Source organism: Microvirga arvi, assembly GCF_016892765.1.
Classification (GTDB): domain Bacteria; phylum Pseudomonadota; class Alphaproteobacteria; order Rhizobiales; family Beijerinckiaceae; genus Microvirga; species Microvirga arvi.
Window position 1 is genome coordinate 18,056 of sequence record NZ_JAFEMD010000041.1, and the last position, 26,141, is coordinate 44,196.

At 62.4% G+C, this 26,141-nt stretch carries 14 protein-coding genes; 13 read left to right on the forward strand and 1 reads right to left on the reverse strand.

The features are described 5' to 3' along the window. Positions 1 to 83 precede the first annotated feature (83 nt). The 12 genes from ILT44_RS21350 (at position 84) to ILT44_RS21405 (ending at position 14,780) form a co-directional block, all read left to right on the forward strand. Positions 84 to 1,079 (forward strand): KpsF/GutQ family sugar-phosphate isomerase, encoded by a 996-nt coding sequence (locus ILT44_RS21350; RefSeq protein WP_204241639.1) that lies wholly within the window; start codon positions 84 to 86, stop codon positions 1,077 to 1,079. A 526-nt stretch (positions 1,080 to 1,605) separates the two neighbouring features. After that, positions 1,606 to 3,447, forward strand: a complete 1,842-nt coding sequence (locus ILT44_RS21355) for a glycosyltransferase family 2 protein (RefSeq protein WP_204241640.1) — start codon at positions 1,606 to 1,608, stop codon at positions 3,445 to 3,447. 71 nt (positions 3,448 to 3,518) lie between these two features. Beyond that, complete coding sequence (locus tag ILT44_RS21360; RefSeq protein WP_204241641.1) at positions 3,519 to 4,841, forward strand: glycosyltransferase family 4 protein; 1,323 nt, start codon at positions 3,519 to 3,521, stop codon at positions 4,839 to 4,841. Positions 4,842 to 4,874: 33 nt separating this feature from the next. Further along, positions 4,875 to 5,156, forward strand: a complete 282-nt coding sequence (locus tag ILT44_RS21365; protein WP_204241642.1) for a hypothetical protein — start codon at positions 4,875 to 4,877, stop codon at positions 5,154 to 5,156. 144 nt (positions 5,157 to 5,300) lie between these two features. Further along, the gene (rfbC, locus tag ILT44_RS21370; protein ID WP_204241643.1) at positions 5,301 to 5,888 is read left to right on the forward strand and encodes a dTDP-4-dehydrorhamnose 3,5-epimerase; all 588 of its coding nucleotides are present in this window, start codon (positions 5,301 to 5,303) and stop codon (positions 5,886 to 5,888) included. A 23-nt stretch (positions 5,889 to 5,911) separates the two neighbouring features. Beyond that, positions 5,912 to 6,988, forward strand: coding sequence for a dTDP-glucose 4,6-dehydratase (gene rfbB / locus ILT44_RS21375; protein ID WP_204241644.1), 1,077 nt, complete (start codon positions 5,912 to 5,914; stop codon positions 6,986 to 6,988). Positions 6,989 to 7,038: 50 nt separating this feature from the next. Continuing rightward, a complete protein-coding gene (gene rfbA, locus ILT44_RS21380; protein WP_204241645.1) occupies positions 7,039 to 7,920 on the forward strand; it encodes a glucose-1-phosphate thymidylyltransferase RfbA in 882 nt (293 codons plus the stop codon). A 310-nt stretch (positions 7,921 to 8,230) separates the two neighbouring features. Beyond that, complete coding sequence (locus tag ILT44_RS21385) at positions 8,231 to 9,406, forward strand: calcium-binding protein (protein ID WP_204241646.1); 1,176 nt, start codon at positions 8,231 to 8,233, stop codon at positions 9,404 to 9,406. A gap of 158 nt (positions 9,407 to 9,564) precedes the next feature. Next, positions 9,565 to 11,406 carry a hypothetical protein gene (locus tag ILT44_RS21390; RefSeq protein WP_204241647.1) on the forward strand — a complete coding sequence of 614 codons (1,842 nt, stop codon included), beginning with the start codon at positions 9,565 to 9,567 and terminating at the stop codon, positions 11,404 to 11,406. 55 nt (positions 11,407 to 11,461) lie between these two features. Continuing rightward, positions 11,462 to 13,165: a type I secretion system permease/ATPase gene (locus ILT44_RS21395; RefSeq protein WP_204241648.1), complete on the forward strand. Its 1,704-nt coding sequence runs from the start codon at positions 11,462 to 11,464 to the stop codon at positions 13,163 to 13,165. After that, positions 13,158 to 14,483, forward strand: a complete 1,326-nt coding sequence (locus tag ILT44_RS21400) for an HlyD family type I secretion periplasmic adaptor subunit (RefSeq protein ID WP_204241649.1) — start codon at positions 13,158 to 13,160, stop codon at positions 14,481 to 14,483. The genes ILT44_RS21395 and ILT44_RS21400 overlap by 8 nt, the downstream gene beginning before the upstream one ends. A gap of 9 nt (positions 14,484 to 14,492) precedes the next feature. After that, entirely contained in the window at positions 14,493 to 14,780 is a 288-nt protein-coding gene (locus ILT44_RS21405; RefSeq protein ID WP_204241650.1) for a hypothetical protein, read from the forward strand. Positions 14,781 to 14,815: 35 nt separating this feature from the next. On the opposite strand, the gene ILT44_RS21410 is transcribed toward ILT44_RS21405, so the two are convergent. Beyond that, positions 14,816 to 16,045: a glycosyltransferase gene (locus ILT44_RS21410; protein ID WP_204241651.1), complete on the reverse strand. Its 1,230-nt coding sequence runs from the start codon at positions 16,043 to 16,045 to the stop codon at positions 14,816 to 14,818. 899 nt (positions 16,046 to 16,944) lie between these two features. Here ILT44_RS21410 and ILT44_RS21415 point away from each other — a divergent pair. Next, on the forward strand, positions 16,945 to 26,141 hold a 9,197-nt coding region (locus ILT44_RS21415), incomplete at its 3' end, for a peroxidase family protein (RefSeq protein ID WP_305070719.1).

Here is a 26,141-nt window from a genome sequence, read left to right on the forward strand (position 1 = left end):
GGCGTGGCTGCGGCAAAAGAAGGCAAGCTGAAGGGCTCCACTGAGGGTTTCGCCGGAGCACCCTCCTATGCTAGAGGCCGGCTATGACACTTGCGAAATTAATCCTTCACGCCCCCGATCAGGCTGTCGCCTCGGCCCTGCGCACGCTCGAGACCGAACGGGACGGCCTGACAATCCTGATGGAGGCCATCGGCAACGGCCTTGGACCTCTGTTTACGGCTGCTGTCGAGACCATCGCCGCAGCCAAGGGCCGGGCCATCGTCACCGGCATGGGCAAGTCCGGCCATATCGGTCGCAAGATCGTGGCGACCCTCGCCTCGACCGGCACCCCTGCCCATTACGTCCATCCGGCGGAGGCAAGCCACGGCGATCTGGGCATGATCCAGACGGACGATGTGATCATCGCCCTGTCCTGGTCGGGCGAAACGGCGGAGCTTGCCGACATCATCGGCTATTCCCGCCGCTTCCGGGTGCCCCTGATCGCGCTCACCTCGAATGCGGAATCGACCCTTGGGCGCGCCTCCGACATCTGCCTGACCCTGCCCAAGGCCAAGGAGGCCTGCCCCAACGGCCTGGCGCCCACCACCTCGACCACGATCCAGCTGGCCCTGGGTGACGCCCTCGCGGTCGCTCTCCTGGAAAGGCGCGGCTTCACGGCAGAACACTTCAAAGTGTTCCACCCCGGCGGCAAGCTCGGCGCTCGCCTCAAGCTCGTCCGCGATATCATGCACCAGGGCGAGCGCCTGCCGGTCGTCGGGGTCGAAGCCCGCATGGATGAAGCCATCAATGAGATCGGCCGCAAGGGCTTCGGCGCCGTGATCGTGGTGAATGGCGACGGCATGCTTGCCGGTATCGTCACCGATGGCGACCTGCGCCGCAACTTGAGGCCCGACCTCGCGACCCTGCCGGTCACGGCAATCATGACCAAGACCCCGCGCACGATCGCGCCGGATGCTCTCGTGGCCAGTGCCCTGGAGATGGAGGAAGCCTCCCGGATCACGGCCCTCGTCGTGGTCGAGAACAGCAGGCCCGTCGGCCTTGTGCACTACCTGGACCTGCTGCGCGCAGGCGCAGCATAACCCAAGGCCCACAAAGGCGGTGCTGCGCCATCCCCTGCGAACGACGGGCAGATTCGCGCAGCACCATGGACGGCAAGAGGCATCCCATCTCAGACATGCCGACACGCGGTTCTTGGGTTATATCCCACCAACAGTCCCATCGGTGAGGTGCGAATCGCGAGAGAGCTTGCTCTTGCCGGGCGCGGCTGATTCGCTGTGCCAAGACGAAGCGCGGTGAGTAGGTTACTAACCACAGCAAAGGAGAAAGGCAGCCACCGGACCTTTGCCAAGCTCATCTCTATTCTCCAAATCTTGGCATTTCCGCCGTCGGCGCATTCTAGGTGTCGCAAACCGGCTCATACCCCCAGTATTATCCCTCCGGCGTCATGCGGGTTACTTTGTCGCTGGACAGAGAACAGAGAAAATAGACCGGTGCACTTGACCACTGGGCTATGGTTAAAGCAAACATCCCCATCGGACGTGCAGAAGAGCGGTTGCGCAACGCGCTGTATGAATATGCTCTCCACGCCGTAGGGGCTCGGCAAAGATGATTTCCGAAGTAAAAGAAGTATTTGCCCTGTGGGGCATCGTTTTCGCCGTTTTGCGTATCACAGCGGATCAGGAGCCCGATGCGGTCGGCCCGCTTGAGGTTGCTCAGGGTGACGTGTCCCTCTCTTCCGACAGCCAAGATTGGCGGCTTCTGCCGGATGGCGGCTCGGATCTGCCCCTCTCCCTCAATCTCACGAAGGAGGCGAGGAGGACCGGATCAGGCCGGCGCACCTACACCTATCTGGCACACTTCGTGGAACCCGACGGCGCAAGCCAGATCAATGATCGCCTCCCGGTCCAGGTCACCCTGTACGACGAGCAGGGGCACGCAACCCGCTCGGTAATTAACCCGGGTCACTTCACACCCCAGCGGTTGGCCAAAACGGACCTCGGTGAAGCCGTCCTCGAGATCGTTCGCGAGGCCGGGCCTGCGGAGATCGCATCGGCGCTGCTGTCTTTGGTTCAAGTTGAGTCGATCGAAGCCTTGGGCCCATCTTTTATCGACCGTGCGGTGGCTGGCGCATCTGGTCTCGTGCTGGATGGATGGATTGCCGGGCTGGGGGACCGCGACGTGCATGTGGTCACCGGGGATCTGAGGGCCTTCGTGCCCAAGGCCCATTGGGCCCTTCGCCGCCGTCTCGACGTGCATGAGCACCTCGCAAACTCCGGCGCCTTCAGGAGCGCCACCGATACGCATGGCTTTGCCGCTGTATTTCCGGCCGAAGCCGAAGACAGCGTGCGTGAGCTCTTCTTCGTGGAGTGCGACCCTGCCCGTGACCGGACCACGTTCTATGGTCCGGTCAAGACGAACCCGCGCAGGAACAACCAGGAAGCGCTGGACATCGTCCGGCATTCCTTCGGCGACATCCAGTCGTTGCCCAAGGATCTTGTCAGCCAAGTCTACCGCCCGTTCCTCGCCATTCCAAAAAGCGAGGCCTTCGCCAAGCCGTTTCGCTTCGGCCCCGCGGTGCGGAAGGGCGAGCCACTCGCATCGATCATCATCCCGTTCTATGGCGATGCGTTCTTCCTGAACTGCGTGTACCACCTCCTGCGGGTTCTCGGCCCCGGCTTCGAGCTGGTTCTGGTTGTCGACGATCCCCGCATCTGGCCGGAGATCTACAGCCGGCTCGCCAGCCGCAGCAAGTCCATCACTGTCCCAACGCTCCTCCTCCAGAACGCCGAGAACTACGGCTACGGCCGCGCCAACAACCTCGGGTTCATGGCGGCCTCGGGCGATGTTGTGTTCCTGATGAACTCGGACATCATGGTGACGGATCCGGCGCCGCTGCACGAGGCGGCTGAGGCCATCCGAGCGCGACAGGAGGAGGGTGAGCCGGACCTCGTGGTTGGGTTCTCGCTCCTGTACGAGGACAACACCATCCAGCACATCGGCATGGAGTTCCCGCAGTCGACGCTGGTTGGCGGCATGCATCTGGCGGATCATCCGATGAAGGGCTTACCCTTCGGGCTGTACCGCGGCGAGACCATCCGCAGCGCGCCGGCGGTGACGGCGGCCCTGATGGCCCTCTCGTCAGACCTCTTTAGCCGCTTGGGCGGATTCGACACGGTCTATGAGCGCGGCGACTTCGAGGACGCCGACCTCTGCCTGCGCGCCGAGCAGCTCGGCGCCGAGATGCAGGTCTTCGTCCGGCCGGGGCTGTACCATCTCGAGCGGCAGTCGATTCCGAGCATGGGTGACGGCGACCTCCGGCAGATGGTGACCTACATGAACTGTGTCTCGTTCAACCAGCGCTGGCAGACCCGTCTCGCCCCGCCGGAGCCCGAGGCCAAGCCCGTGCGTCGTATTCAAGTTAAAAAGCGCGCTGCTGTCGGCGCCTAGAGCGATAGCCCCCCGCGGGGCCGGCTTCCGGCCCCGCGCACCCGGCACCATCAGGAATTGAGAAGACCACTATGCGGATGATCATTCTCTCGCACGGGCATCCCGAGCTGAGCGCCGGCGGCGCGGAGCGGGCGGCTTATTCGCTGTTTCAGCGCCTCAAACAGGACGCCACCATCGACGAAGTGGTGTTCGTCGCCCGGGCCGAGCACCAGGCGATCGGGCACAGCGCCAATCTCGGTAGCTTCCGGGGCCGTCCGGACGAGATCCTGGTGGCGCCGCCACCGGTCGACGGCTTCACATTCCAGAGCTTTGGCTATGACGTGCTCAAGCAGCTCGTGGACGAGCTGGTGGACTCGATCAAGCCTGACGTCGTGCACATTCATCACTTCCTGTTCTGGGGTGTCGAGATCTTCGAGCTCTTCCAGCAGGCCGGCGTCAAGGTGGTCTTCACAGCCCACGAATACGCAGCCATCTGCTCCAACTACGGCCAGATGGTGAAAGTCGACGGCCGCCTGTGCTATGCGGCATCGCCTGCCGAGTGCGGGCTGTGCTTCCCGGCCACCAGCGCGGGCAAGTTCTTCGTGCGCAACACGATCTTGAAGACGATGTTCGACCACATCGACGAGTTCATCGCCCCGAGCGAGTTTCTCAAAGACCGTTACGTCGCCTGGGGCGTGCCGGCCGAGAAGATCCATGTCATCGAAAACCTGCTCGATGCCGGTGTTCTGACCCGTGGGCAGGCCCGCCTCGCCGCAACGCCTGACGAGAGGGCAGGGGACGATGACGAGGACCCCAATCAGCGCGTCGTGTTCGGCTATTTTGGACAAATCAACCCGTTCAAAGGCATCGACCTCCTCCTGCAGGCCGCTGCATCGCTGCCGGAAGAGATCCGCGAGTCCATCGAGATCCGGATCCACGGCGAGAACAAGCACTACCGCGAGTCTGAATTCGGTAAGCGGGTGGATGAGCTTTTGGCCGACACCAAGGATGTCGTGCGCCAGATGGGCAGCTACCGCAACGAGGATGTCAGCGATCTCATGGCGGTGTGCGACTGGATCATTATGCCCTCAATTTGGTGGGAGAACTCTCCCGTTGTCATCCAAGAGGCCCGGATTGCCGGACGGCCTTTGATCTGTGCCAACATCGGCGGCATGGCCGAGAAGATCGACCGCAGCACCGATCTGCTGTTTCCGGCCCGCAGCCCCGGCGCTCTCGCGGAGCTGATGCGCAAAATCGTCCGCCAGCGCATCAAGCCCAGCCCGCAGCGCCTCAACGATCTCGCGCGGTCGCGGTCCAGCGCCGACGATATCCACTTCGCCCGCCATCAGGCCCTCTACGCCAACCTGCATCAGCCCTCGGGCTGGCGGCGGGCCACTGGCTCCGGCTGCCGTTAATTCGCTTACTCCTCCACGTTAGGAATTTGACTTATGGTCCAAGAAGTTCGTTTCAGAGGCGCCCCCAAGAACGACACTGACGCGCCTGAAATCTTTGATCCGCAAAACGCTCCGATCGTCTTCGTCGATACGGTTCTGGCCGTGTCGCCTGGCCCGGTGTCGAATCTCGTGCTCGGCACCTGGCACCAGGAGCCCTTGCCGGGCGGTGGCGTGGAAACCCAGCATGTGATCGCGGCCCGGCTGCGGTTTGATATTCGTTTTGCGCGACAGCTGCGGGATACGTTGGATGCAATGATCGCGGCCGCAGAGCAGTAAGGTCTGCAGGGGAACGGCGGACCAGGCTCAGCCCGCCAAAATCTGGACAGGGTGGCGCCCGCGCGGCTCTGCCCTCGCACCACGATGCGTGCACAAGAGCGCTTTAGTCTCAATGAGACGTTAATTATTTGCAACGGTTCGCCAATGCCCAATTTGATTGTTCGCCAAACTGACATTCCTGAGGTCATCTGCCTGACCCCGCGCCGCTTCGGCGATGCACGAGGCTGGTTCTCCGAGACCTACAGCACCCGCGCCTTCTCGGACGTCCTGGGTGATGTCACCTTCATTCAGGACAATCAGGCCTTTTCCGCCCAGAAAGGCACCCTGCGCGGCCTGCACTTCCAGCGCCCACCGGAGGCCCAGGCGAAGCTGATCCGGGTGCTACGCGGCAGCATCTTTGACGTGGCCGTCGATCTTCGCATCGGCTCACCCACCTACGGGCACTGGGTCGGCGAGACGCTGACGGCAGAGGGCGGCGAGCAGCTCTTTGTGCCGCACGGCTTCGCCCATGGCTACTGCACCCTGGAGCCGAACACGGAGGTCGCCTACAAGGTCGACGGCTTCTATGCGCCCGAATGTGATGCAGGGCTGGCCTGGAACGACCCGATGATTGGCATCACCTGGCCGGTAGAGCCAGAGGAGGCGATCCTCTCCGACAAGGATAAGAGGCTGCCAAGCTTTGCCGACTTCGTTTCGCCCTTCCGTCACCAGACGGCTCAGGCACCGGTGTAGCCCACCACCTCTCAGGATTTCCAATGTCTTACCCCTCAACCTCGAAGCGGATCCTGGTCACCGGTGGCGCCGGTTTCATCGGCTCGGCGGTCGCCCGTCATCTGATCCATGATACCGAGCACCAGGTGCTCGTGCTCGACAAGCTGACTTACGCGGGCAACCTGGACTCGCTCCAGCCAGTCGCCAGCAACCCGCGCTACCGCTTCGTCCAGGCCGACATCCTGGATGCGCCCAAGCTGCGGGAGGTGTTTGCCGCCTTCCGCCCCAACATCGTCATGCACCTGGCGGCCGAGAGCCATGTCGACCGCTCCATCGATGGACCGGGCGAGTTTATCGAGACCAATGTGGTCGGGACCTACATCCTGCTGCAGGCAGCACTTGCCCACTGGCAGAGCCTGTCGGGTGCGGACAAGGAGGCCTTCCACTTCCACCACATCTCCACCGACGAGGTATTCGGCTCCCTGGGCGCTGACGGTTACTTCACGGAAACCACCGCCTACGATCCGCGCTCGCCATACTCCGCCTCCAAGGCCGCCTCGGATCACCTGGTCCGCGCCTGGCATCACACCTTCGGTCTGCCGGTGGTGGTGAGCAACTGCTCGAACAACTACGGGCCGTACCACTTCCCCGAGAAGCTGATCCCGCTCGTCATCCTCAACGCGCTCGAAGGCAAGCCCCTGCCGGTCTACGGCAACGGCTCGAACGTGCGCGACTGGCTCTACGTGGAGGACCATGCCCGGGCGCTCGCCCTGATCGCCCTCGAGGGTAAGGTGGGCGAAAGCTACAATGTGGGCGGCCACAACGAGAAGACCAACCTGGAGGTGGTGCAGGCGATCTGCACGATCCTGGACGAGATCGCGCCGGACGAGCAAATCGGAGCGCGCCAGAACCTGATTACCTTCGTGCGCGACCGGCCCGGTCATGATCAGCGCTACGCGATTGATCCAGCGAAGATCGGCCGCGACCTCGGCTGGGTGCCGCAGGAGACGTTCGAGACCGGGCTGGCGAAGACAGTGCGTTGGTACCTGGAGAACCGTCCCTGGTGGGAGCGCATCCGCTCCGGTGTCTACCGCGGTGAACGGCTTGGCTCGGCCGCATGAGCAATCAAGCGACAGCCATCTTGAAAACAAACGAGACATAGGGGAGGGGCATGGATCGAAAGGGAATTATCCTGGCCGGAGGATCAGGCACGCGCCTGCATCCGCTGACGCTGTCGACCTCGAAGCAGCTGCTGGCGATCTACGATAAGCCGATGATCTACTACCCACTCACCTCACTGATGCTGGCGGGGATCAAGGACATCTTGATCATCACGACGCCCGAGGATCAGGCGGCTTTTAAGAGGCTTCTGGGCACCGGCAAGCAGTGGGGCGTTCGCCTCGAATACGCGGTGCAGCCGAGCCCCGACGGTCTCGCCCAGGCTTTCATCATCGGCGAAGACTTCGTGCGCGGCCACCCGTCCTGCCTGGTGCTGGGCGACAACCTCATCTACGGCCATGGCCTGACCGAGGTGCTGCAGCAGGCGCATCAACGGCGGGAAGGCGCCACCGTCTTCGGCTACCGGGTCGAGGATCCTGAGCGCTACGGCATCGTGGCCTTTGACCAGGACGGCCGGGCTACTTCCATCGAGGAGAAGCCGGCCGTCCCGCAATCCCACTGGGCGGTGATCGGCTTGTATTTCTATGATGAGCAGGCCGTCGAGATCGCCAAGAGCATCAAGCCCTCACCCCGTGGCGAGTTGGAAATCACTGATCTCAACAACGTCTACCTCAACCAGGGCAACCTCTACGTCGAGCGACTGGGACGTGGCTACACCTGGCTCGATGCCGGCACTCACGAATCACTCCTGGAGGCCGGAGAGTTCGTGCGCGTCCTCCAGTCCCGCCAGGGCCAACTGATCGCGTCGCCCGAGGAGATCGCCTACCGGCAGGGCTGGATCGACCGCTGGAGCTTCGAAGAGGTGGCGACCAAGCTCTCCAAGACGAAATACGGGCGGATGTTGCTGGCGCAGCTTCAATCGCACGAACTCTGATTCGCCCAACGCAGTCTTGGCGTCGGCCAATCATCGTCGCGGCGCCTGCACAATCGGGGAACCCGGGCCCAAAGTCTCCGGGGATGGTTTATCGATGCCAACTAGCGTGCGCAACGCGGCCGAACCCAGCGCAATGGCGGGCCTGGGACCGGGGCAGATGCTTTAGATAAAAAATAATTAACCTACTGGAGGAAAATATAGCTCACCTGTGATGAATCTGTTACAGCTTTAGTACCTCCGGCGAGGTATATGAAAATCTTCGGAAGAAACCACGAGAACGGGCGAAAATCGCTCTTATTAGGGGTATTTCATGGCAAGCGTGGGAAGTGTGTGGGACGGTCATGTCTCACCGGAAGCGTATAGTTATTTTCTTAAGGGGATTCCGAGCAATCTCCGCGACGATGCATACAAGTTCAGGAACTTCGACAACGGATCCAAGGACACCGTCAAGGGCACCAGTGCGTCGGATCTCGTAGTTCTTGGCAGCGGCGACAAGCTCGCGAAGTTCTCGGGTTCTCCCAAGGGCTTTGACACGGTCGTGACCAGCAGCTCGATCAACATCAGCGGCACGGGTTTCCGTGGCGTGGTGCTGACCGGCGACGCCAATGCCAAAGTCACGGGCAGCACCTTGGGCGACGTGATTGCCGGCAACGATGGCAACAACTCCATCAAGGCTGGTCGCGGCAATGACGTTGCGGCAGGCGGCGACGGGCGTGACTCGATCTTCGGTGAGGACGGTCGCGACAGCCTGTTCGGCGATGCCGGCAATGACTCGCTCTACGGTGGCGATGACAGCGATCTGCTGAAAGGTGGCACGGGCAACGACCTGCTGAAGGGCGATTCCGGTCGCGACACCATCTACGGCGGCGATGACAATGACCGGCTGTATGGCGGCAAGGACAGTGATCGCCTCTACGGTGATGCCGGCAATGATCGTCTCTACGGCGAGAGCGGCAATGACCTGCTGAAGGGCGGCGCTGGCCGTGACTACCTGAGCGGCAGCTCCGGCAACGACAGCCTCTACGGCGGTGATGATGCCGACAGCCTGTTCGGTGGCAGTGGCAATGATCGTCTGTTTGGCGACGCTGGCGACGATCGTCTCTACGGCGACAGCGGCAATGACTCGCTGAGCGGCATGGTCGGCGACGACCAGCTCTTCGGTGGCTCTGGCAATGACACACTGCTGGGTGGTGATGGCGACGACAGTCTGTTTGGTGGCTCGGGTTCCGATCGCCTCCTGGGCGGCGCGGGCCATGACACCTTCGACATCGACCGTTCCAAGAGCGACATGGACACGATCGCCGACTTCAAGGCGGGCGAGGACGTGATTGACCTGTCGGCCACCGCTGCCAACAAGCTCAGCGCCCTGTCGCTGAAGAGCGATGGCCATGGCAACACGATCGTGACGGTGAAGAGCGATGGCACCAAGTTCAAGCTGGTGGGTTACGATCCCAACGAAGTTGACAGTTCCTTCTTCCACTTCTGATGTCTGTCACTCCTAACAACAAGGGGGAGCTTCCGGTCTCGCAAGAGCCGGAAGCTCTTCCGCTTTTTGTGATCCCATGGTCGGGCAGTGCCGCCTTCGCGTGGTGTTCTCAGCTGGAGAACGCCACGCTTGCTGGCGTGCAGGTAGGCGGCGTTGCCATGTCCGTCGTCGAGCGGAAAAAACTGGTCCGGCCCGGTCAGAATTTAGAAGTCCTGCTGCTCGACGGGATGAACCTTCGTGACGGGGCCGAGTGTGAGTTGCTCGTGGCCTCGAACGAGGGGCAGAATACCGCCGTGCGGGCGGTGGCACGGCTTGCGCGCTGGGACAACGTTGAAACCCGGCGGGCGCTCGGCCTTGTGGCCAGTCGGTTCACGCAAGCCAACGGACCCGCACCTGTCCTTGAGCGCTATCTCGCCTTCATCAGTGCCTGGCAGGCGCCGGGTCACCTCGTCAAAGCCTTCCCCGAGGGCTGCATCCTCGATGTTCACGCGGAGCACGACGGAAGCCAGATCATTGCTTACACGGTGACGGCCGACGGGCTGCAGCGTGTGGCGGGCCAAGTGCTTCATCAGGCAGACGGCAGGTTGGCCCTGTGGCTCGACGGGGCCGTCGGATCGCCGTTGTATCTGGAGCTCTCCGACACTCTGATTCGGCTTCAACTCAACGAACGGCCACCCCGGTCTGCACTCCCCCTTGCGGATGCCGGAACCGACGCGACGAACCTGGTCGAGGCCTTGCACGTCGGTGTGGAACAGCCCTCGTCGGAGCTCCGGGCGTGGGTCGCCAGCCAGTGCCGGCAACACGCGGTTGTCTCCCCGGACACGCTCGGGGTCGAAATCGTTCGAGCCGTCGGCTTGCCATCGCGTGAAGTGGCCGTCTTTCTGCGCATTGCCGATGCTGCTGTCGGTATCCATGATGTGCGCCTCGAAGCCTTCGGCGCCAAGGACCCGCTGGCCATCGACATCGTCGCGCGCGAGGTTGATGGCAACGACCTGAAGTGGCAGCAGCAGGTTATCGTCAAAGCGTCCGCGCCCCAGGCGGACCTCGGCTGCGTGAAACTGTCATGGAACTGTGCGGGACAGTCCTACTTTACCTGGATCCGCGCGGTCGATGTCGCTGATCCCCGCAACCCCGCTTTGGCCCGCGACTTTGCCCCTTTGGCATGGGTCGATCCAGCGACACTCCCGACAGTCCTCCATCCGCTCGCAACGACCGGCACTCATGCGGCACCAGGCCTCCTGCAGCGCCGAGATCTGGGTTCGGAACCGGAGCAGGTCAGTGCTGACGTCGTTGTGTTCGTCCAGCAGGATTTAGAGGCTCTGCATCGCACTGTCCTCGCGCTGTCGCTCACGACAAGTGATCGGCCGCTCGCGGTGCATGTGTGCCTCTTTGATCCGCGCCTGTGGCCGGCCCTTGAGGCCAAGGCGCAGGTCTGGAGCCGCACCTACGGCTTGCCTCTCCGGCTCTCGTGCTACAGCACCCGAGCCACAGAGGCTCAAGTGGCACAGCAGGCAGCTGCAAGCCCCCGGCCCAAGGTGTTCTGCCGTGTCGGCGTTGTGCCTCGCCGCGGCGACTCACTTGCGCGGGTTCTCGCCACGTTGCAAGGCAAGACCTCGACCCTGTTGGTGGAGGGCACAGCCGATCCTGAAATGCCGCGGCACGACGTCTCATCGGCGACCCTGCTGGATGACGCGGCGCAGCCCGATCTGTCGGCGAGCATTGCCGTTGGGGCGCTGTCATCAGACCATCGGCCGAAGGCGGATGGCATGCCGCAATTCTATACTTTAGAAGGGTTTCTCCTGGCCCAGGCCATTGCCGGCCCAAGCGGGGAGGGAGAGTTGCCCGTCCACGGCGACAGCGATTTCGTCTCGAGCGGGACGGCAGATCGTCCTGATGAGTTTGAAACAAAGCTCGATCGGCTCAGCTTGCAAATATTAAGAAAATCATCTTCTTCTCCGAAGCGCCGTCCGCGGCGGCCCAACAGCCGCGTGACCGGCTGAGGCAAGGCACAGTTAATCAGTTTTGCTTAAACCCCAGATTATGAGCACTCACCGCATGAACACCCCTCAGGATCATGACGTCGCCGCTGCGCTCAAAGCGTGCCGGCAGCATTTCCTGTTCGCGCTTTGCTTTGAATCCTGCGTCAACGTTCTTCTGTTGGCCTATCCGATCTTCATGATGCAGGTCTACGATCGGGTGATCAACGCCAAGAGTTGGGAGACGCTTGTCGCACTCCTGATCGGGCTCATCATCGCCGTCGCAGCCAAGGGCATTTTCCAGTGGGTGCGCGGCACGCTTCTGATCCGGGCGTCCGCCCGGATCGAGCACAGGCTGGCCGACCGTCTGTTCAAAGTTGTGGTCCGGAAATCGGCGAGCGGCACCGGCCCGGCGCACGCGCAGCTGCTGCGTGATCTGGACATGTACCGCCAGTTCATCACGGGCAAGGGTGCGATGGCCGCGCTCGACATGCCCTGGGGTTTCCTGTTCCTCGGCATCCTCTTCCTGCTCGATCCGGCCATCGGCATCACGGCGACGATCTGCATTGCTGTTTCAGCCGCCGCGACCGTTGCCAACGCCATTCTCACGAAACGCGCCTTGATCAAGGCCAACGTGGTCGGCAATGCCTCGCAGCAGTTCAGCGACGCTGCCACCCGTTCCGCCGAGGCCGTGATGGGCCTTGGCATGCTGAACGCTGTGATCAGCCGCTGGCGCAACGAGCGTAACAAGGCCATCCAGGAGCAGCTGATCGCCAGCGGCCGCGGTGTCGTGTTCTCCTCGTTTATGGGATCCGCACGCGTTTTGATGCAAGGCGTCCTCATGGCCGTGGGCGTGGTCCAGATCATCAACGGGGAGATCCCGTTCGGGGTCGTGTTCGCGGCAATCATCATCTTCGGCTTTGCCATGAAGCCGGTGGATCTGTTGGTTTCGGCCTGGGAGGATTACCATCCGGTCAAGGAGGCGATGGGTCGGATCAACACGGCCCTCAAGCAGTCGCCGGAGCCGACGGCCACCATGCACCTGCCGCGCCCCACGGGGACCATCACCTGCCAGGACGTCACGTTCCTGCCGCCGGGTTCGGATCGCGCGGTGCTGAAGCAGATCAGCTTTGGTGTGCGGGCCGGTGAAAGTCTGGGCCTTGTCGGTTTGAACGGATCGGGCAAGACGACGCTGGCCCGGATTCTGACGGGCAGCCTCCGCCCGACCCGCGGCGCTGTCCGCATCGACGGCGCCGAACTGGACCAATGGAGCAACCACGAGTTCGGACGCTTTGTGGGCTACCTGCCGCAGAGCATCAGCCTTCTGCCCGGGACGGTCGCCGAAAACATCGGTCGCTTCGGCATGTACGCCGATGACGACATCATCGATGCGGCGAAGCGGGCGCGGGTGCACGACGTGATCCTGCGTCTCCCGAAGGGCTACGAGACCTCCCTGGAGGGTTCCGTCCTGTCCGGAGGCCAGCGCCAGCTGATTGCGCTGGCCCGCGCGATCATTGGCAATCCGGCTCTTGTGGTGCTCGACGAGCCCAACTCCAATCTCGACGGCCCCGGCGAGGAGGCGTTGATTGCCTGTATGCATGAGCTGAAGGAGCGCGGAACCACCGTGATCCTGATCACGCACCGGCCCAATCTGGTGATGCATCTCGACCATGCGGCCGTGCTGAAGGACGGAACGCTGGTCAGTTTCGGATCCACGACGGACGTGTTCAAGCAACTCGGCCGGCCAACAATCGTCAAGAAGGTGGGACAGGCCCGTGAGTAATCAGGTTTTGAGCGAAGCGCTTCCCGCTTCCCCCCTTAAAGATTCGGCTTCCGGACCCGTGCTGTTCGGCGGCGTTGCGGCGCTCGCCCTGGTGGCGGGGATCGCCCTGTGGTCGTCGACCATGTCGGTGGCCAGCGCAGCCATCTCCACAGGAAAAGTGGCGGTCGAGGGCAACCGCAAGGCGCTCCAACACCCCACGGGCGGCGAAATCGGCGTCGTCTACGTGCGCGAGGGACAGCTGGTCGAGAAGGGGCAGAAGCTCCTGCAACTCGAACTCGCCGACGCGAAGGCCGAGGCGACCGTCCTGAGCAGCAGCCGCGCCGCCGCTCTGCTGCGGACCGCGCGCCTTCGGGCCGAACGGGCGGATGCGGCCGAGCTGGCGTTTCCTGAATCCTTGCGCGACCAGAGAAACGATCCTCAGGTTCAGATGCTGTTTCAGCAGGAGGCCGCGCTCCTGCTGGCGCGCCGGGCCGCTTATCTGGGGCAGATCAGCCTTCTGACGCAGCAGGTCGAGGGCAGCCGCCGCCAGATCACGGCCTTGCGCGGACGGGCCAACGCCTCGCAAGTCCAGCTCAAGAGCATCGAGGACGAACTGGCCTCGCTGCAGCCGCTTGTTGAGAAAGGCCTCATCGCTCGCCCGCGAGTGCTGACCCTGGAGCGGTCGGCCGCAGGCCTGAAAGGCGATCTGTCCTCGATCTCCGGCTCGATCACGGCGGAAGAGGACAAGATCCGCGCGGCTGAAATCCAGATGCAGCAACTGAACAAGGATCGGCTGGAGACCATCGCAAGGGACAGCGCCGAGAACGACGCCCGCTTGGCCGAGATCGAGCCGCGCCTGCAATCAGCGCAGTGGCGGCTGAGCCAAGCTGTGCTGGTGGCACCAGAAAGCGGCTATGTGTATGGCCTGGCCGTGTTCGGACCGGGCGCGACGCTGGTGCCCGGACAGACGGCCCTCGAAATCGTGCCCAAGGACGATCCTCTGGTCCTCTCCGTCGAAATCAGCCCCACGGATGTCAATCGCGTCCACCCGGGGCAGAGCGCCAGCATTCATCTCTTGCCTTATCGCCAGCGGTATCATAAGGCGATTCCGGGCACGCTGGAGAAAGTATCCGCCGATCGCTTCGACGACAAGGCCACCAACCGCACCTACTACAAGGGTGTCGTCAGGGTTGATCCGAAGGATATCGAGGAGGCTCAGGTCGAGTTGACGCCGGGCATGCCGGCGCAGGTCTCAATTGAGACCGGCAAGCGCACGATCCTGGCCTACTTCCTAGATCCAGTTTTCCAGATTTATGATTTTGCTTTGAAGGAACAGTAGGAGACAGCAATGGCAACGGGGCGTACGGGACAAGCGGCCGATCAGTCGCGCGGTGAAGCAAGCAGCCGTCCGGTGAATTTGCAGGGGGACAGCCCGGAGCTCGTGGCCTTCGCGCTCCTGCGTTATCTTGCGCAGCTTGAACAGGCGCGGTCGCGCGAGACAGGCGTCATCTTTGATCGTGACTGGATGCTCGACGCCTATGCTGATTGCCTCGATGCGGTCAAAGGCAACCGCGTTCCGTCCGAAGGCGGTGAGGCTTCCGCTGCTGGTGCCAAAGGCCGCGGCAAGGCCCGCTAAGACTGGAAGGCGCCACTGGGGTGGCGCCTTTTGCATTACAGCGCGAGCGCCTCCTCCATCAGGCGCTCGTAGGCGGGCCAGCAGACTGTCTTGAAATCATAGCCTTCAAGCACCGTCCGGCGCGCATTGTCCGACAGCCGCTGGCGCAGATCGCGGTCCATCGCCACAGAAGCAATCCGTTCAGCGAGCGCTGGCGCGTCAAAAAAGTCGGCCAGAACGCCGTTGTGTCCATCCTGAATCACTTCCATGACCGGGCCGGTCGCTGAGCCGACGATGGCGCAGCCGCTGGCCATCGCGTCGAGCAGGGACCAGGACAGGATAAACGGGTAGGTCAGATAGACGTGAACGGTCGACAGACGGAACAGATTGATCAGTCCATCATACGGCAGGGTTCCCAGAAAGTGGACACGCTCCCAGTCAACCTGTGACCCGACTTCCTCCACCATCACCTGCTTCCAGGTCCGACCCTGGCCGGGATTGCGCCCGTAGCTTGTCGGCTCCTTGCCGACGATCGCCACATGCGCGTCGGGCAGCAGCGCCTGAAGCTGAGGGAGCGCACGCATGAACGAATGGAAGCCGCGATAGGGCTCCAGGGAGCGGACCGAATAGGTGATCAGGGTCTGCCCGGGCTGGATCGTGCCGCGCGAGACGGTCAACGGACGAGCCGGGCCCGGTTTGGCCGCATCGGTGTCGATTCCCTCGTGAATGACGTTGATCCGCTCGGACAGGGGAGGCGGAAACGACCCGGCCTGCCACTGGGTCGGCGACACGAGCGCGTCGGACAAGGCCGCGGCCTGCAGGGTGGGCAGGTTGCGCAGGGAGACATACTGCATATCGACAGATGGCGACTGGAACTCGCGATCAAAATCCAGGTCACTGGCTTGGCTGCGGTAGTAGTATTCGAGATAGGAAATCAGCTTCGTTTCCGGAAACACCTCCTTGATGAACAAGGCCTCGCCCCATCCCGGATGGACGAAGCACACCTGTGGGGTGAAGCCGCGCTGTTTCAGATCCTGCAACCGCCAGCGGACCGCATCGCCCCGGCGGACCTGCTCCGAAAAGAAGGTGAGGGGAGGGAACAGGTCGGCTCCCAGGTCCGGCCCACCGGTGTAGGCGTGATACTCAACCGGCCCGAAATCCGAGGCGAACGGCGACTTCTGCCCGATGGCAACAGCCTTGTACCCTTCACGGCTCCCGACTTCGCGCGCGAGCAGTTTGTACTGCCCGGGGAAGTTCTGGTGAGCGAATAAGACATTGCAGGTCATTGACAGTCCAGTGTGAAAATGGATTCAAGCAGTTTGTGGCCCATTGTTCTCGGCAAACTCTTTCACGTCATCAGATCTGGAGCACAAGTGCGGCAAACCCGTGCCGCCATGCATCGGTGTTGTAGCCCAACCGACCGCGCCAGGGCCACCGGAAATCTGTTCAGCCGGTTCCGGTCGGGCCGTGAGGCCCCGTGGCCGAACAGGCGCTCAACCTTCGACCCGGGCAGAGTGTGTGACCCATAGGGCAAGGTGGCAGCGGCGGGGCCCACGCCGCTGGGCCCATCTGGGTTAACCAGGGCACGACGGCCCGTCGCCTGAGGTCCCGCGCCGATCAGCCACAGGAGGCATCGCCCGGCCCCAGAGGGCTCCCTCCGTTGCTCCCGGCACGAGGCCACCAAGACGGTGGTGCCTGTAATGCGCCCGTGGCAGCGAAACTGGTCGGCATCGGTCTCGGGCCGGTCGGATTCCGGCGACCACGCGACGCTGACCTTGGCCTCTTCGGTCCCCCTGCCGAGGAGTTTGTTTCAGGCCTCGGGCCGCCATAAGACCCACAGCATCGCTCAAACAGCCCATGTCGCGGTTGATTGGACCGGAACAGCATCTCATGGCTGCCCACGGATCCTGCGCATGACGCTGCATGCGCACGCCATGATCACCGCTGCGAACGCCCCGACATCCGTGGTGCCCTCATAAGAGGTCCGAACCATTGCTCCGCGTCGGCCATGATCGCGTGCACGCTTGATACAACAGACCAAGGTCTGAACGCCCCAGAGTCCAAGGTCTGAACGCAGACTGTACCTCGTCCCGTATCGGTCCGCGCCAAAGCCCGTATGGCGAGCCACCCTCACATCTGAACAAATAGCACTCAGCTCTCACCTCTAAAACTCCGGAGAATTTCCATGGCTGAGTTCAACCGCGCCGATCTCGAATTCCTGCTCAAGCAGATCGTCTACGCAGAACGACATGCGGCGGGCGAATCGCTCAGCGACATTCTTCCGAATGCGCTCGTTCCCTATGGGCTGCGCACCGTTGACGGCTCCTTCAACAACCTTCTTGCAGACCGCAGCCTCTATGGCGCGGCCGACACCGAGATCCGATCCTTTGTCGCGGGCGTGAATGGAACCCTCGTCGATCCAGTGCTGATCAGCCAAGCGATCTCACAGCAGACCTCGGCCAACCAGGCCGCGGAGGCCGCCGCCGGGGGCGATCCGGCATCCATCCCGAACGTCGCCCCCGATGCTGGGCTGTCGGCTCCGTTCAACGCCTGGATGGCGTATTTCGCACAGTTCCTGGGGCACGACATTGCGGCGGTGAGCGGCTCCCAGAATGGCGCAACTGCGTTTGCAGACCTCAGCCAGATCTACAGCTCCAACGCCTCGAAGCAGGTCTTCCTGCGCGCTTACGAACTCGGCACCGACGGCACGCCGGAGGCCACAGGCGCGATGCTTGTCAACCGCACGGCCGGCCGCGATGGCGAGTTCTTCACCGATGATGACATCGTGCTCGGCGGATTGCCAACATGGGAAGTGGTCAAGGCCCAAGCTGCGAAGGTGCTCGGGATTGAGCTGACGAATGCCGATGCGGTCAATGTCCCGCTGGTGAAGGTCGACGCGTACGGCAATTTCGTGCCCGGGATTAACGGCTTCCCGCAACTCATGACAGCGAGCGGGCCCATCGAGGGCGATCTGAGCGCCCCGGTGAGCGCCTCGAATGCCCTGTCCGCGGGGGATGCTTTCCTCACGGCGGTGGCGGACAGCGCAAAACCGCTCGCCGGCCTCGCTGCCGACACCAACACCGCAATCGGCGGCACACCGGAAGCCGGAACCTATGACGATGAGCTGCTCGATGCGCATTACGTCGCCGGCGATGGCCGGGTCAACGAGAACGTGGGCGTCACCGCCGTGTATAATGTGTTCCAGAGCGAGCATAACCGGCTTGTGGAGCAGACAAAGGCGACGATCCTGGAGGCCGGCGATGTCGCGTTCCTGAACCAGTGGCTCGCAACGCCTCTTCCGGAAGGGACGGCGTTTCCGCTCACGGGCGAGCAAGTTGGCGCATTGCAGTGGAACGGGGCGCGGCTCTTCCAAGCGGCCAAGTTCGGCGCAGAGACACAGTACCAGAGCATCGTCTTCGCGGAATTTGGGCTGAAAATGCAGCCGATGTTAGACCCCTTCCTGGGGCCGACCGGCTACGATGCCAATGTGAACCCGGCGATCGTCGACGAGTTTGCATCGACGGTGTTGCATTTCGGGGATTCCATCCTGAACGGCACGCTGAACCGGCTCAGCGCAGACTATACGTCAAGCGATCTCGCGATCGTCGATTCATTCCTCAATCCGCTGGCCTTCGCCGGCAGCGGCGTAAGCCCAGAGCAGGCGAGCGGCGCCATTGTCCGAGGATTGACCCACAGCGTCGGGAGTGAGGTTGACGAATTCGTCGTCGAGGCGCTCCGTCAGAGCGGCGGCGTGGACCTCGCCGCGCTCGCCATCGCCCACGGCCGCGCCATGGACGCGCCATCCCTTAATGATGCCCGGCGCGAGCTCTATGCGGCGAGCGGCGACAGCCAAATGAAGCCTTACCTCGGCTGGGTCGACTTCGCCGCACACCTGCGCAATCCGGAGTCACTGGTTAACTTCATAGCCGCCTACGGAACACACCAGAGCATCCTCGACAGTGTGGGCCTGGAGGCCAAGCGCGCGGCAGCCCTGCTCATCGTCTTCGGCGGTGATGGCGCGCCGGAGGATCGCCTCGCCTTTCTGAGCGGCACAGGCGCATACGCCACGGGCGCAGACGGACACATTGTGACAGGCCTCGACGAAGTCGATCTATGGATTGGCGGCCTCGCAGAGAAGCAGATGCCATTCGGCGGCATCCTAGGCTCAACGTTCAACGCCATCTTTGAGACGCAGATGGAGAACCTGTCGAATGGCGACAGGCTCCATTACGTCGCCCGCCTCTCGGGCCTGCACTTCGCCGATGAGGTTGCCAATTCATCCTTCGCGCAACTGCTGATGCAGAACACGGATGTCACCCATCTGCCGGCCGACGCCTTTTCCACCCCGGGCTTGATCCTTGAGGTCGATCCCTCGCAGCAATTCAATGACGGGCTCGGCTCGGATGATCCCGAGAGCCAGGATCCGCTTGTGCCGCTCGTGCTTCGCGACAACCCCAACACCGCCGTCGTCGAGACCAACTATCTGAAATACACGGGTGATGAGCATATCGTCATGGGCGGCACCAGCGGCGCCGACGTGATGATGTCAAGCGTCGGCGATGATACCGTGTGGGGTGACGGCGGCAATGATCGCATTGATGGCGGCTATGGCAATGATCGGCTGTATGGCGGCGCTGGCGATGACATCATCACCGATCTCGGCGGCGACGACGTCATTCACGGTGGCGACGGCAACGACGTCATCCAGGGCGGCAACGGCATCAATCTCATCATGGGAGGCTCCGGCAAGGACTTCATCATCACGGGCGAAGACATCTCCGAGGTCGCCGCCGGAGAAGGTGACGATTTCATCTTCGGCGCCAAGACCAATGTCCAGATGGCCGGCAATGAGGGTAACGACTGGATCGAGATCGGCACCCAGGACGGCGCCCCCGGCGACAACTTCGATCCATTCGCGGGAGATGCGGTCTCCGGACACGACGTGTTCGTCGGCGGTGGCGGCTTCGATGAGATGGTTGGCGAGGGCGGCGACGACATCTTCGTCGGCAGCGATGCCGAAGACCGCATGGAAGGCGCGTCCGGCTACGACTGGGTGACCTACAAGAACGACAAAATGGGCGTGACGGTCGACATGCGCCTGTCGGCCTTCAATGAGGCCCCGATTGCGGCCTCCCCGAACTCCTTTATGGACCGCTTCGAGGAAACCGAAGGCTTGTCCGGTTCAAGGTTCGGCGATGTCCTGCGCGGCAACGACGTTGACCCCGTGACGATCGTCAACCACGGCGGCACGCTCGGCAGCGTTCTGACCAATCCGGACCTCATCAATGGGCTTCAGGCCTTCCTTGGCGCGGGTGTCACACAGTTTGCCGGGGGCAACATCATCCTGGGCGGTGACGGCAGCGACATTATCGAGGGCCGTGGCGGCGACGACCTCATCGATGGTGACAAGTGGCTCAATGTGCGCATCAGCGTGCGCGACATCAACGATCCGGACATCGAAATCGCCAGTGCCAACAGCATGGTCGACCTCATCCCCGACATGATCTCCGGGAAGTACAATCCCAGCCAATTGCAGATCGTGCGCGAAATCCTGCCGGGCACCCCTGGGGCATTCAACTTCGACACGGCGGTCTATTCAGATATCCGCTCCAATTATGTCATCAGCACGAATACTGACGGCGTGACAACGGTCAGCCACATCGTCAATGGGACTGCTGGTGCCGACGGCACGGACAGGCTGACGGGAATTGAGCGTCTGCAATTTGCCGATCAGACGGTGAACCTTGTTGACAACGTCAATGCCATTGCGGTCGGACGCCTTACCATCCGCAACGCAGCGGACAACGCCGTCGACAGCACGCCACAGGCGGGGCAACTGCTGCGCGTCACGCACGAGAACGTCCGTGATGCCGACAACGGCCCTGGTGTGGCAGGCGCCATCACGGGTCCCATCGCCTATACCTGGCAGGTCGAGACAGTGCCGGGCTCCGGCGTCTTCGAAGACATTCTCGCCCCCGATACGGGCGAGCCTCTCAGCGGCGACAGGTTTCGGGTCCCGGTTGACCTCGCCGGTCTTGCCATTCGGGCCGTGGCGATTTACGCGGACGCCGACGGTGTGCTCAGCCAGGTGTCCTCCCTGCCCACAAGCGCTGTCGCCGCGGGCAGCCCGCCTGTTGTCGCACCGGTTGGGACAGGTCCCGAGACCACGGAGAGCGGACCCGGCGTGCAGCTGATCCGATCGGATCTCAACTTTATTCTGGATCAGATCAAGATCGCCGAACGCCATGCGGCCGGCGAGAGCTTGGCGGATATCCTGCCGAATGTACGCGTGCCTTGGGGCCTGCGCACGGTCAGCGGTGACTTTAACAACCTGCTCAGCCCTTCGCACGGCGCCGCAGACAATACGTTCCCGCGGCTGACCGAGCCCTCCTACATGGACGCGGAAAGCTCGTTCATTCCGGGCATGGGGCCGGTCGGAGCACCTGGTCAGACTTCGTATGCCCAGAACGGCAATGTGGTCGACTCGACAGTTCGGACAATCAGCAATCTCAACGTCGACCAGACCGCCAACAACCCGGCGGCCTATGCGGCGGCCTATGACCCGGGCCAGGACGGCGTCCTCGGCAACGCCCAGAACCGCGGCGACGACGTTCTTAAAGAAGGTGTGCACGTCGTCACCAGCCCCGGGCTCGACGGCGCGTTCGGCACTGCCGACGACAAGGAGGTGTTCCTGTTCGAAAACAGGGCTCCTGACGAGGGACTCTCCGCGCCATTCAACTCGTGGATGACGTTCTTCGGGCAGTTTTTCGATCACGGCCTCGACCTGGTCAGCAAGGGCGGCAACGGCACGATCTTCATCCCGCTCAAAGCGGACGACCCGCTGGTGCTTGGCAATGACGGCATCGCCAATACGTCGGATGACCTCGCGCCACAGCTGCGCTTCATGGTGCTCACCCGGGCGACCAACCAGCCCGGCCCTGACGGACAGCTCGGCACGCCGGACGACATCAAGGAGCAGGCCAATCAGACCTCACCGTTTGTCGACCAGAATCAAACCTACTCATCTCATCCCTCGCATCAGGTTTTCCTACGAGCCTACGAGATCGGTCCTGACGGCAAGCCCTATGCCACCGGGAAGCTCCTGGAGAACCGCAACGTCGGCCCGGACGGCACATTCGGCACGGGCGATGATGTCGAGATCGGCGGCATGGCAACGTGGGGCATTCTCAAGGCGCAGGCACGCGATCTCCTTGGCATCCAGCTCACCGACAGGGATGTGACCAGTATCCCGCTGCTCGCTACCGACGAGTACGGCAATTTCCTCAGGGGCGAGCATGGCTTCCCACAGGTTGTATTCCCCCCTGCGACGCCGGGCGGCCAGCCGATCCTCAGAGAAGGCGATCCGACGGCCAATGGTGGACTTGGTATCAGCGTGGCCGGGTCACTCAAGACCGGACATGCTTTCCTCGACGACATTGCGCACAACGCAGCTCCAGGCAATTTCGCACCGGACGCGAATGGGACGGTTGATCCGATTAACACGCCAATGGCCGCCGGGACCTACGATAATGAACTCCTGGAGGCGCATTATGTCGCCGGCGACGGGCGCGTGAACGAGAATATCGGATTGACGGCGGTCCATGCGGTGTTCCATTCCGAGCACAACCGCCTTGTCGAGCAGAACAAGGATGTGATCCTCAAATCCGGGGATCTCGCCTTCATCAACGAGTGGCTCCTCGCCCCCCTCCCGGCGGGAACGACCTTTCCGCTCACAACCGGGCAGGTCTCGCAGCTGCACTGGAACGGCGAGCGCTTGTTCCAGGCTGCGAAGTTTGGCACCGAGATGCAGTATCAGCACCTGGTCTTTGAGGAGTTTGCCCGGACGATCCAGCCGAACATCGACGCATTCTTCGCCCCGACGCAGGTCTACGATATCGACATCAATCCAGCCATTCTCGCTGAATTTGCTCACACAGTGTACCGCTTCGGCCACTCAATGCTGACTGAGACCATCGCCAGGCCCGATGAGAGCTTCGTGAGTCAAAACGAGATTGGCCTCATCGAAGCCTTCCTCAACCCGCTCCAGTTCGCTGTTGCCGATGGACTGACACCCGATCAGGCGGTCGGCGCCATCGTGCGCGGCACGACGCGGGACGTCGGCAATGAGATTGACGAGTTTGTCACCGAGGCCCTGCGCAGCAACCTGCTCGGTCTTCCTCTCGATCTACCGGCGATCAACCTAGCGCGCGGTCGGGATGTGGGCATTCCGTCGCTCAATGCGGCTCGGCGCGAGTTTTATGCCGCTACGGGTGACGAGAACCTGAAGCCCTACACGAGCTGGTCCGACTTCGTGCAGCACATCAAGCATCCGGAGTCGCTGATCAACTTCATTGCCGCCTACGGCACCCACACGACGATCACGAGTGCGACCACGCTGGCCGGCAAGCGCGACGCAGCCTTCGCCATCGTGTTCGGCGGGGAGGACGCCCCGGCCGATCGGCTCGACTTCCTCAACAGCGCCGGAATCTGGGCAAGCGGCGTTAACGGAGTCACAACAACCGGCCTCGACAAGATTGACTTCTGGCTCGGCGGCCTCGCCGAGGAGAAGATGCCGTTTGGCGGCATGCTCGGATCGACCTTCAACTTTGTCTTCGAGACCCAGTTGGAAAAGCTGCAAGACGGCGACCGGTTCTACTATCTTGATCGCACTGCGGGTCTGAACTTCGTGACTGAGCTTGAGGGCAACTCGTTCGCCAAGCTCATCATCGCAAACAGCGACGCCGTGCATCTTCCGGGCCTGGTCTTTGCGTCCCCTGGCTATACGCTGGAGGTCGACAAGGCCAAGCAGCACACCGGCCTCGGCGCGGACGGGCGCGACGATCCGACCGATCCGGACACCATCGTCCCGCTGGTCATCCGCGATAATCCGGAGACAGACGGCCCGGATAGCAATTATCTGCAGTACACGGGCGACCAACATGTCGTGCTTGGAGGCACTTCCGGAAACGATGTCATCGTGTCGAGCGAGGGCGATGACACGTTGTGGGGCGACGAAGGTGACGACCGCCTGGAAGGTAGCGCCGGCAATGACTTCCTCTTCGGCGGGGACGGCGACGATATCCTCACGGACAGCGGCGGCGACGACAACATTCAGGGTGGCGACGGCAATGACGTCATCCATGGCGGAAACGGTGTCAATCTCATCATCGCCGGCTTCGGCAACGACTTCATCGTCTCGGGGCGCGATTCCTCCGAGGTGTTCGGCGGAGGAGGCGACGACTTCATCCTCGGGGCCTTCACCAACGAACAGGATATGGGCAACGAGGGAGATGACTGGATCGAAGGCGGCCAGTCGGACGGCGCTCCCGGCGACAACTTCGACCCGCGCGGGAACGACACGGTAGCCGGTAACGACATCTTTATCGGGTCGAGCATCACCGACATCATGAACGCTGAGGGTGGTGACGACATCATGGTCGGTAGCGGTGGTGCAGGCGACCGCTTCCTTGGGGCGTCTGGCTTCGACTGGGCAGCGTTCAAGGACGACCTGTTCGGCGTGAACATCGATATGATGCTACGCGCCCTTGATGAGACGCCGATTCCGGCCTCTCCAGCTTCCATCCTCGCACGTTTCGAAGCGGTTGAGGGTCTGTCTGGATCGGCGCACAGCGACCTCCTGCGCGGCGACGACGAGACAGCAGCGACTATTCCAAACGCTGGGACGCAGGGCAGTGTGCTGACGAACATCGCACTAATCGATGGGCTCCAGGAGTTCCTGGATGGGCTCCTCGGGGAAGGCCAGACCTCTTTCTCGGCGGGCAACATCATCCTGGGCGGTGCTGGCAGCGACATCATCGAAGGACGCGGGGGCGACGACCTCATCGATGGCGACAAGTGGCTCAACGTGCGCATCAGCGTACGTTCGCTGACTAATCCGGATGAGGAGATCGCCAGCTTCGATAGTATGGTCGACCTCGTGCCGCTCATGCTCAGCGGCACCTACAAGGCAGGCCAGCTCAAGGCGGTGCGTGAGATCCTGGACATTAGCCAGACCCAGAAGGCGGGTGACACTGATACGGCACTTTATTCCGGCATCCAGGCGAACTACGACATCGTCTTGAACGAGGACGGGACTGTCACTGTGACCGACACTGTTGGCTCGGAAGGAACCGACCGTCTTGCTAACATCGAGCGTCTGCAGTTCGCTGATAGCACGTTCGTTGTGACCTCTCGCGGCAACGCTGGGCCTGAAGGCATCGTCGCTATTGACAACAACAATACGGCGACCGAGGACGGGCTCCTGAGGGTGACCTACTCGTTGTTCGACGGGAACAACGTCACGACGGTCAATCCCAACGGCGCAGTCAATGGGCCGGTCACCTTATTCTGGCAGGTGGAGCAGGTCCTCAACTCCGGCGTCTTTGAGGACATCATTGTCGATGCTGGCGGCGAGTCGGCCCGAGTGACCGGTTCGACTTTCACTCCCGGCGACACGGAGGTTGGGCAGCGGCTCCGCGTCAAGGCTGTTTATCAGGATGCCAGTGGTGTTCTCGAAACTGTGTTCTCGACACCGACGAACCCGATCATCAACATCAACGACGCTCCAATTGGCAAGGCATCCTTGAGTGATGTAACTCCGACCCAGGGACATACCCTTCTGGCATCCAACTTCATCCAGGATGCGGATGGACTAACGGCGGCAGTGATAGCGTACACCTGGCAGAGTTCGGCTGATGGCGGGCTGAACTGGAATGAAGTTGCAACCGGGCCCGAGTTCACCCCCGGCCAAGCACAGGTCCTGCAGATCCTCCGGGTGGTAGCAACCTACACGGATGATCAAGGACAGGCTGAAGCCGTGACGTCCGATCCATCAGGCCCGGTTGGAGCCAGGATCGTGGGGACCAACGCCGCGAATAGTCAGGCTGGCACAGCATTCAGTGACGAGATCATCGGCCTTGGCGGGAACGACACCCTCACGGGGCTCTCAGGAGATGACACTCTCGACGGCGGTATCGGCAATGACACTCTCAATGGAGGCGCGGGGAACGATCACCTGTTGGGTGGCGCGGGAGCCGACACGCTCGATGGGGCGGCGGGTGCTGACACAATGGGCGGTGGCGTGGGGGATGACACCTTCGTTGTCGACTCAGCCGGCGATGTGGTCGAGGAGTTCGCCGGGGAGGGGACCGATACGGTCCAAGCTGCCATCGGGTCCTATACTCTCGGCTCTAATGTGGAGAACCTCACTTTCATCGGATCTGGGGGCTTCGTAGGAACAGGCAATGCTGCCGCAAACGTCCTCGTCGGCAAGGGCGGCAACGACACGCTCACGGGCGGTCTGGGCAAGGACACGCTGTCAGGCGGGGCGGGGGCGGACACCTTCGTGTTCACCAGCGTTGCCGACAGCCGCCCCGGTGCGGC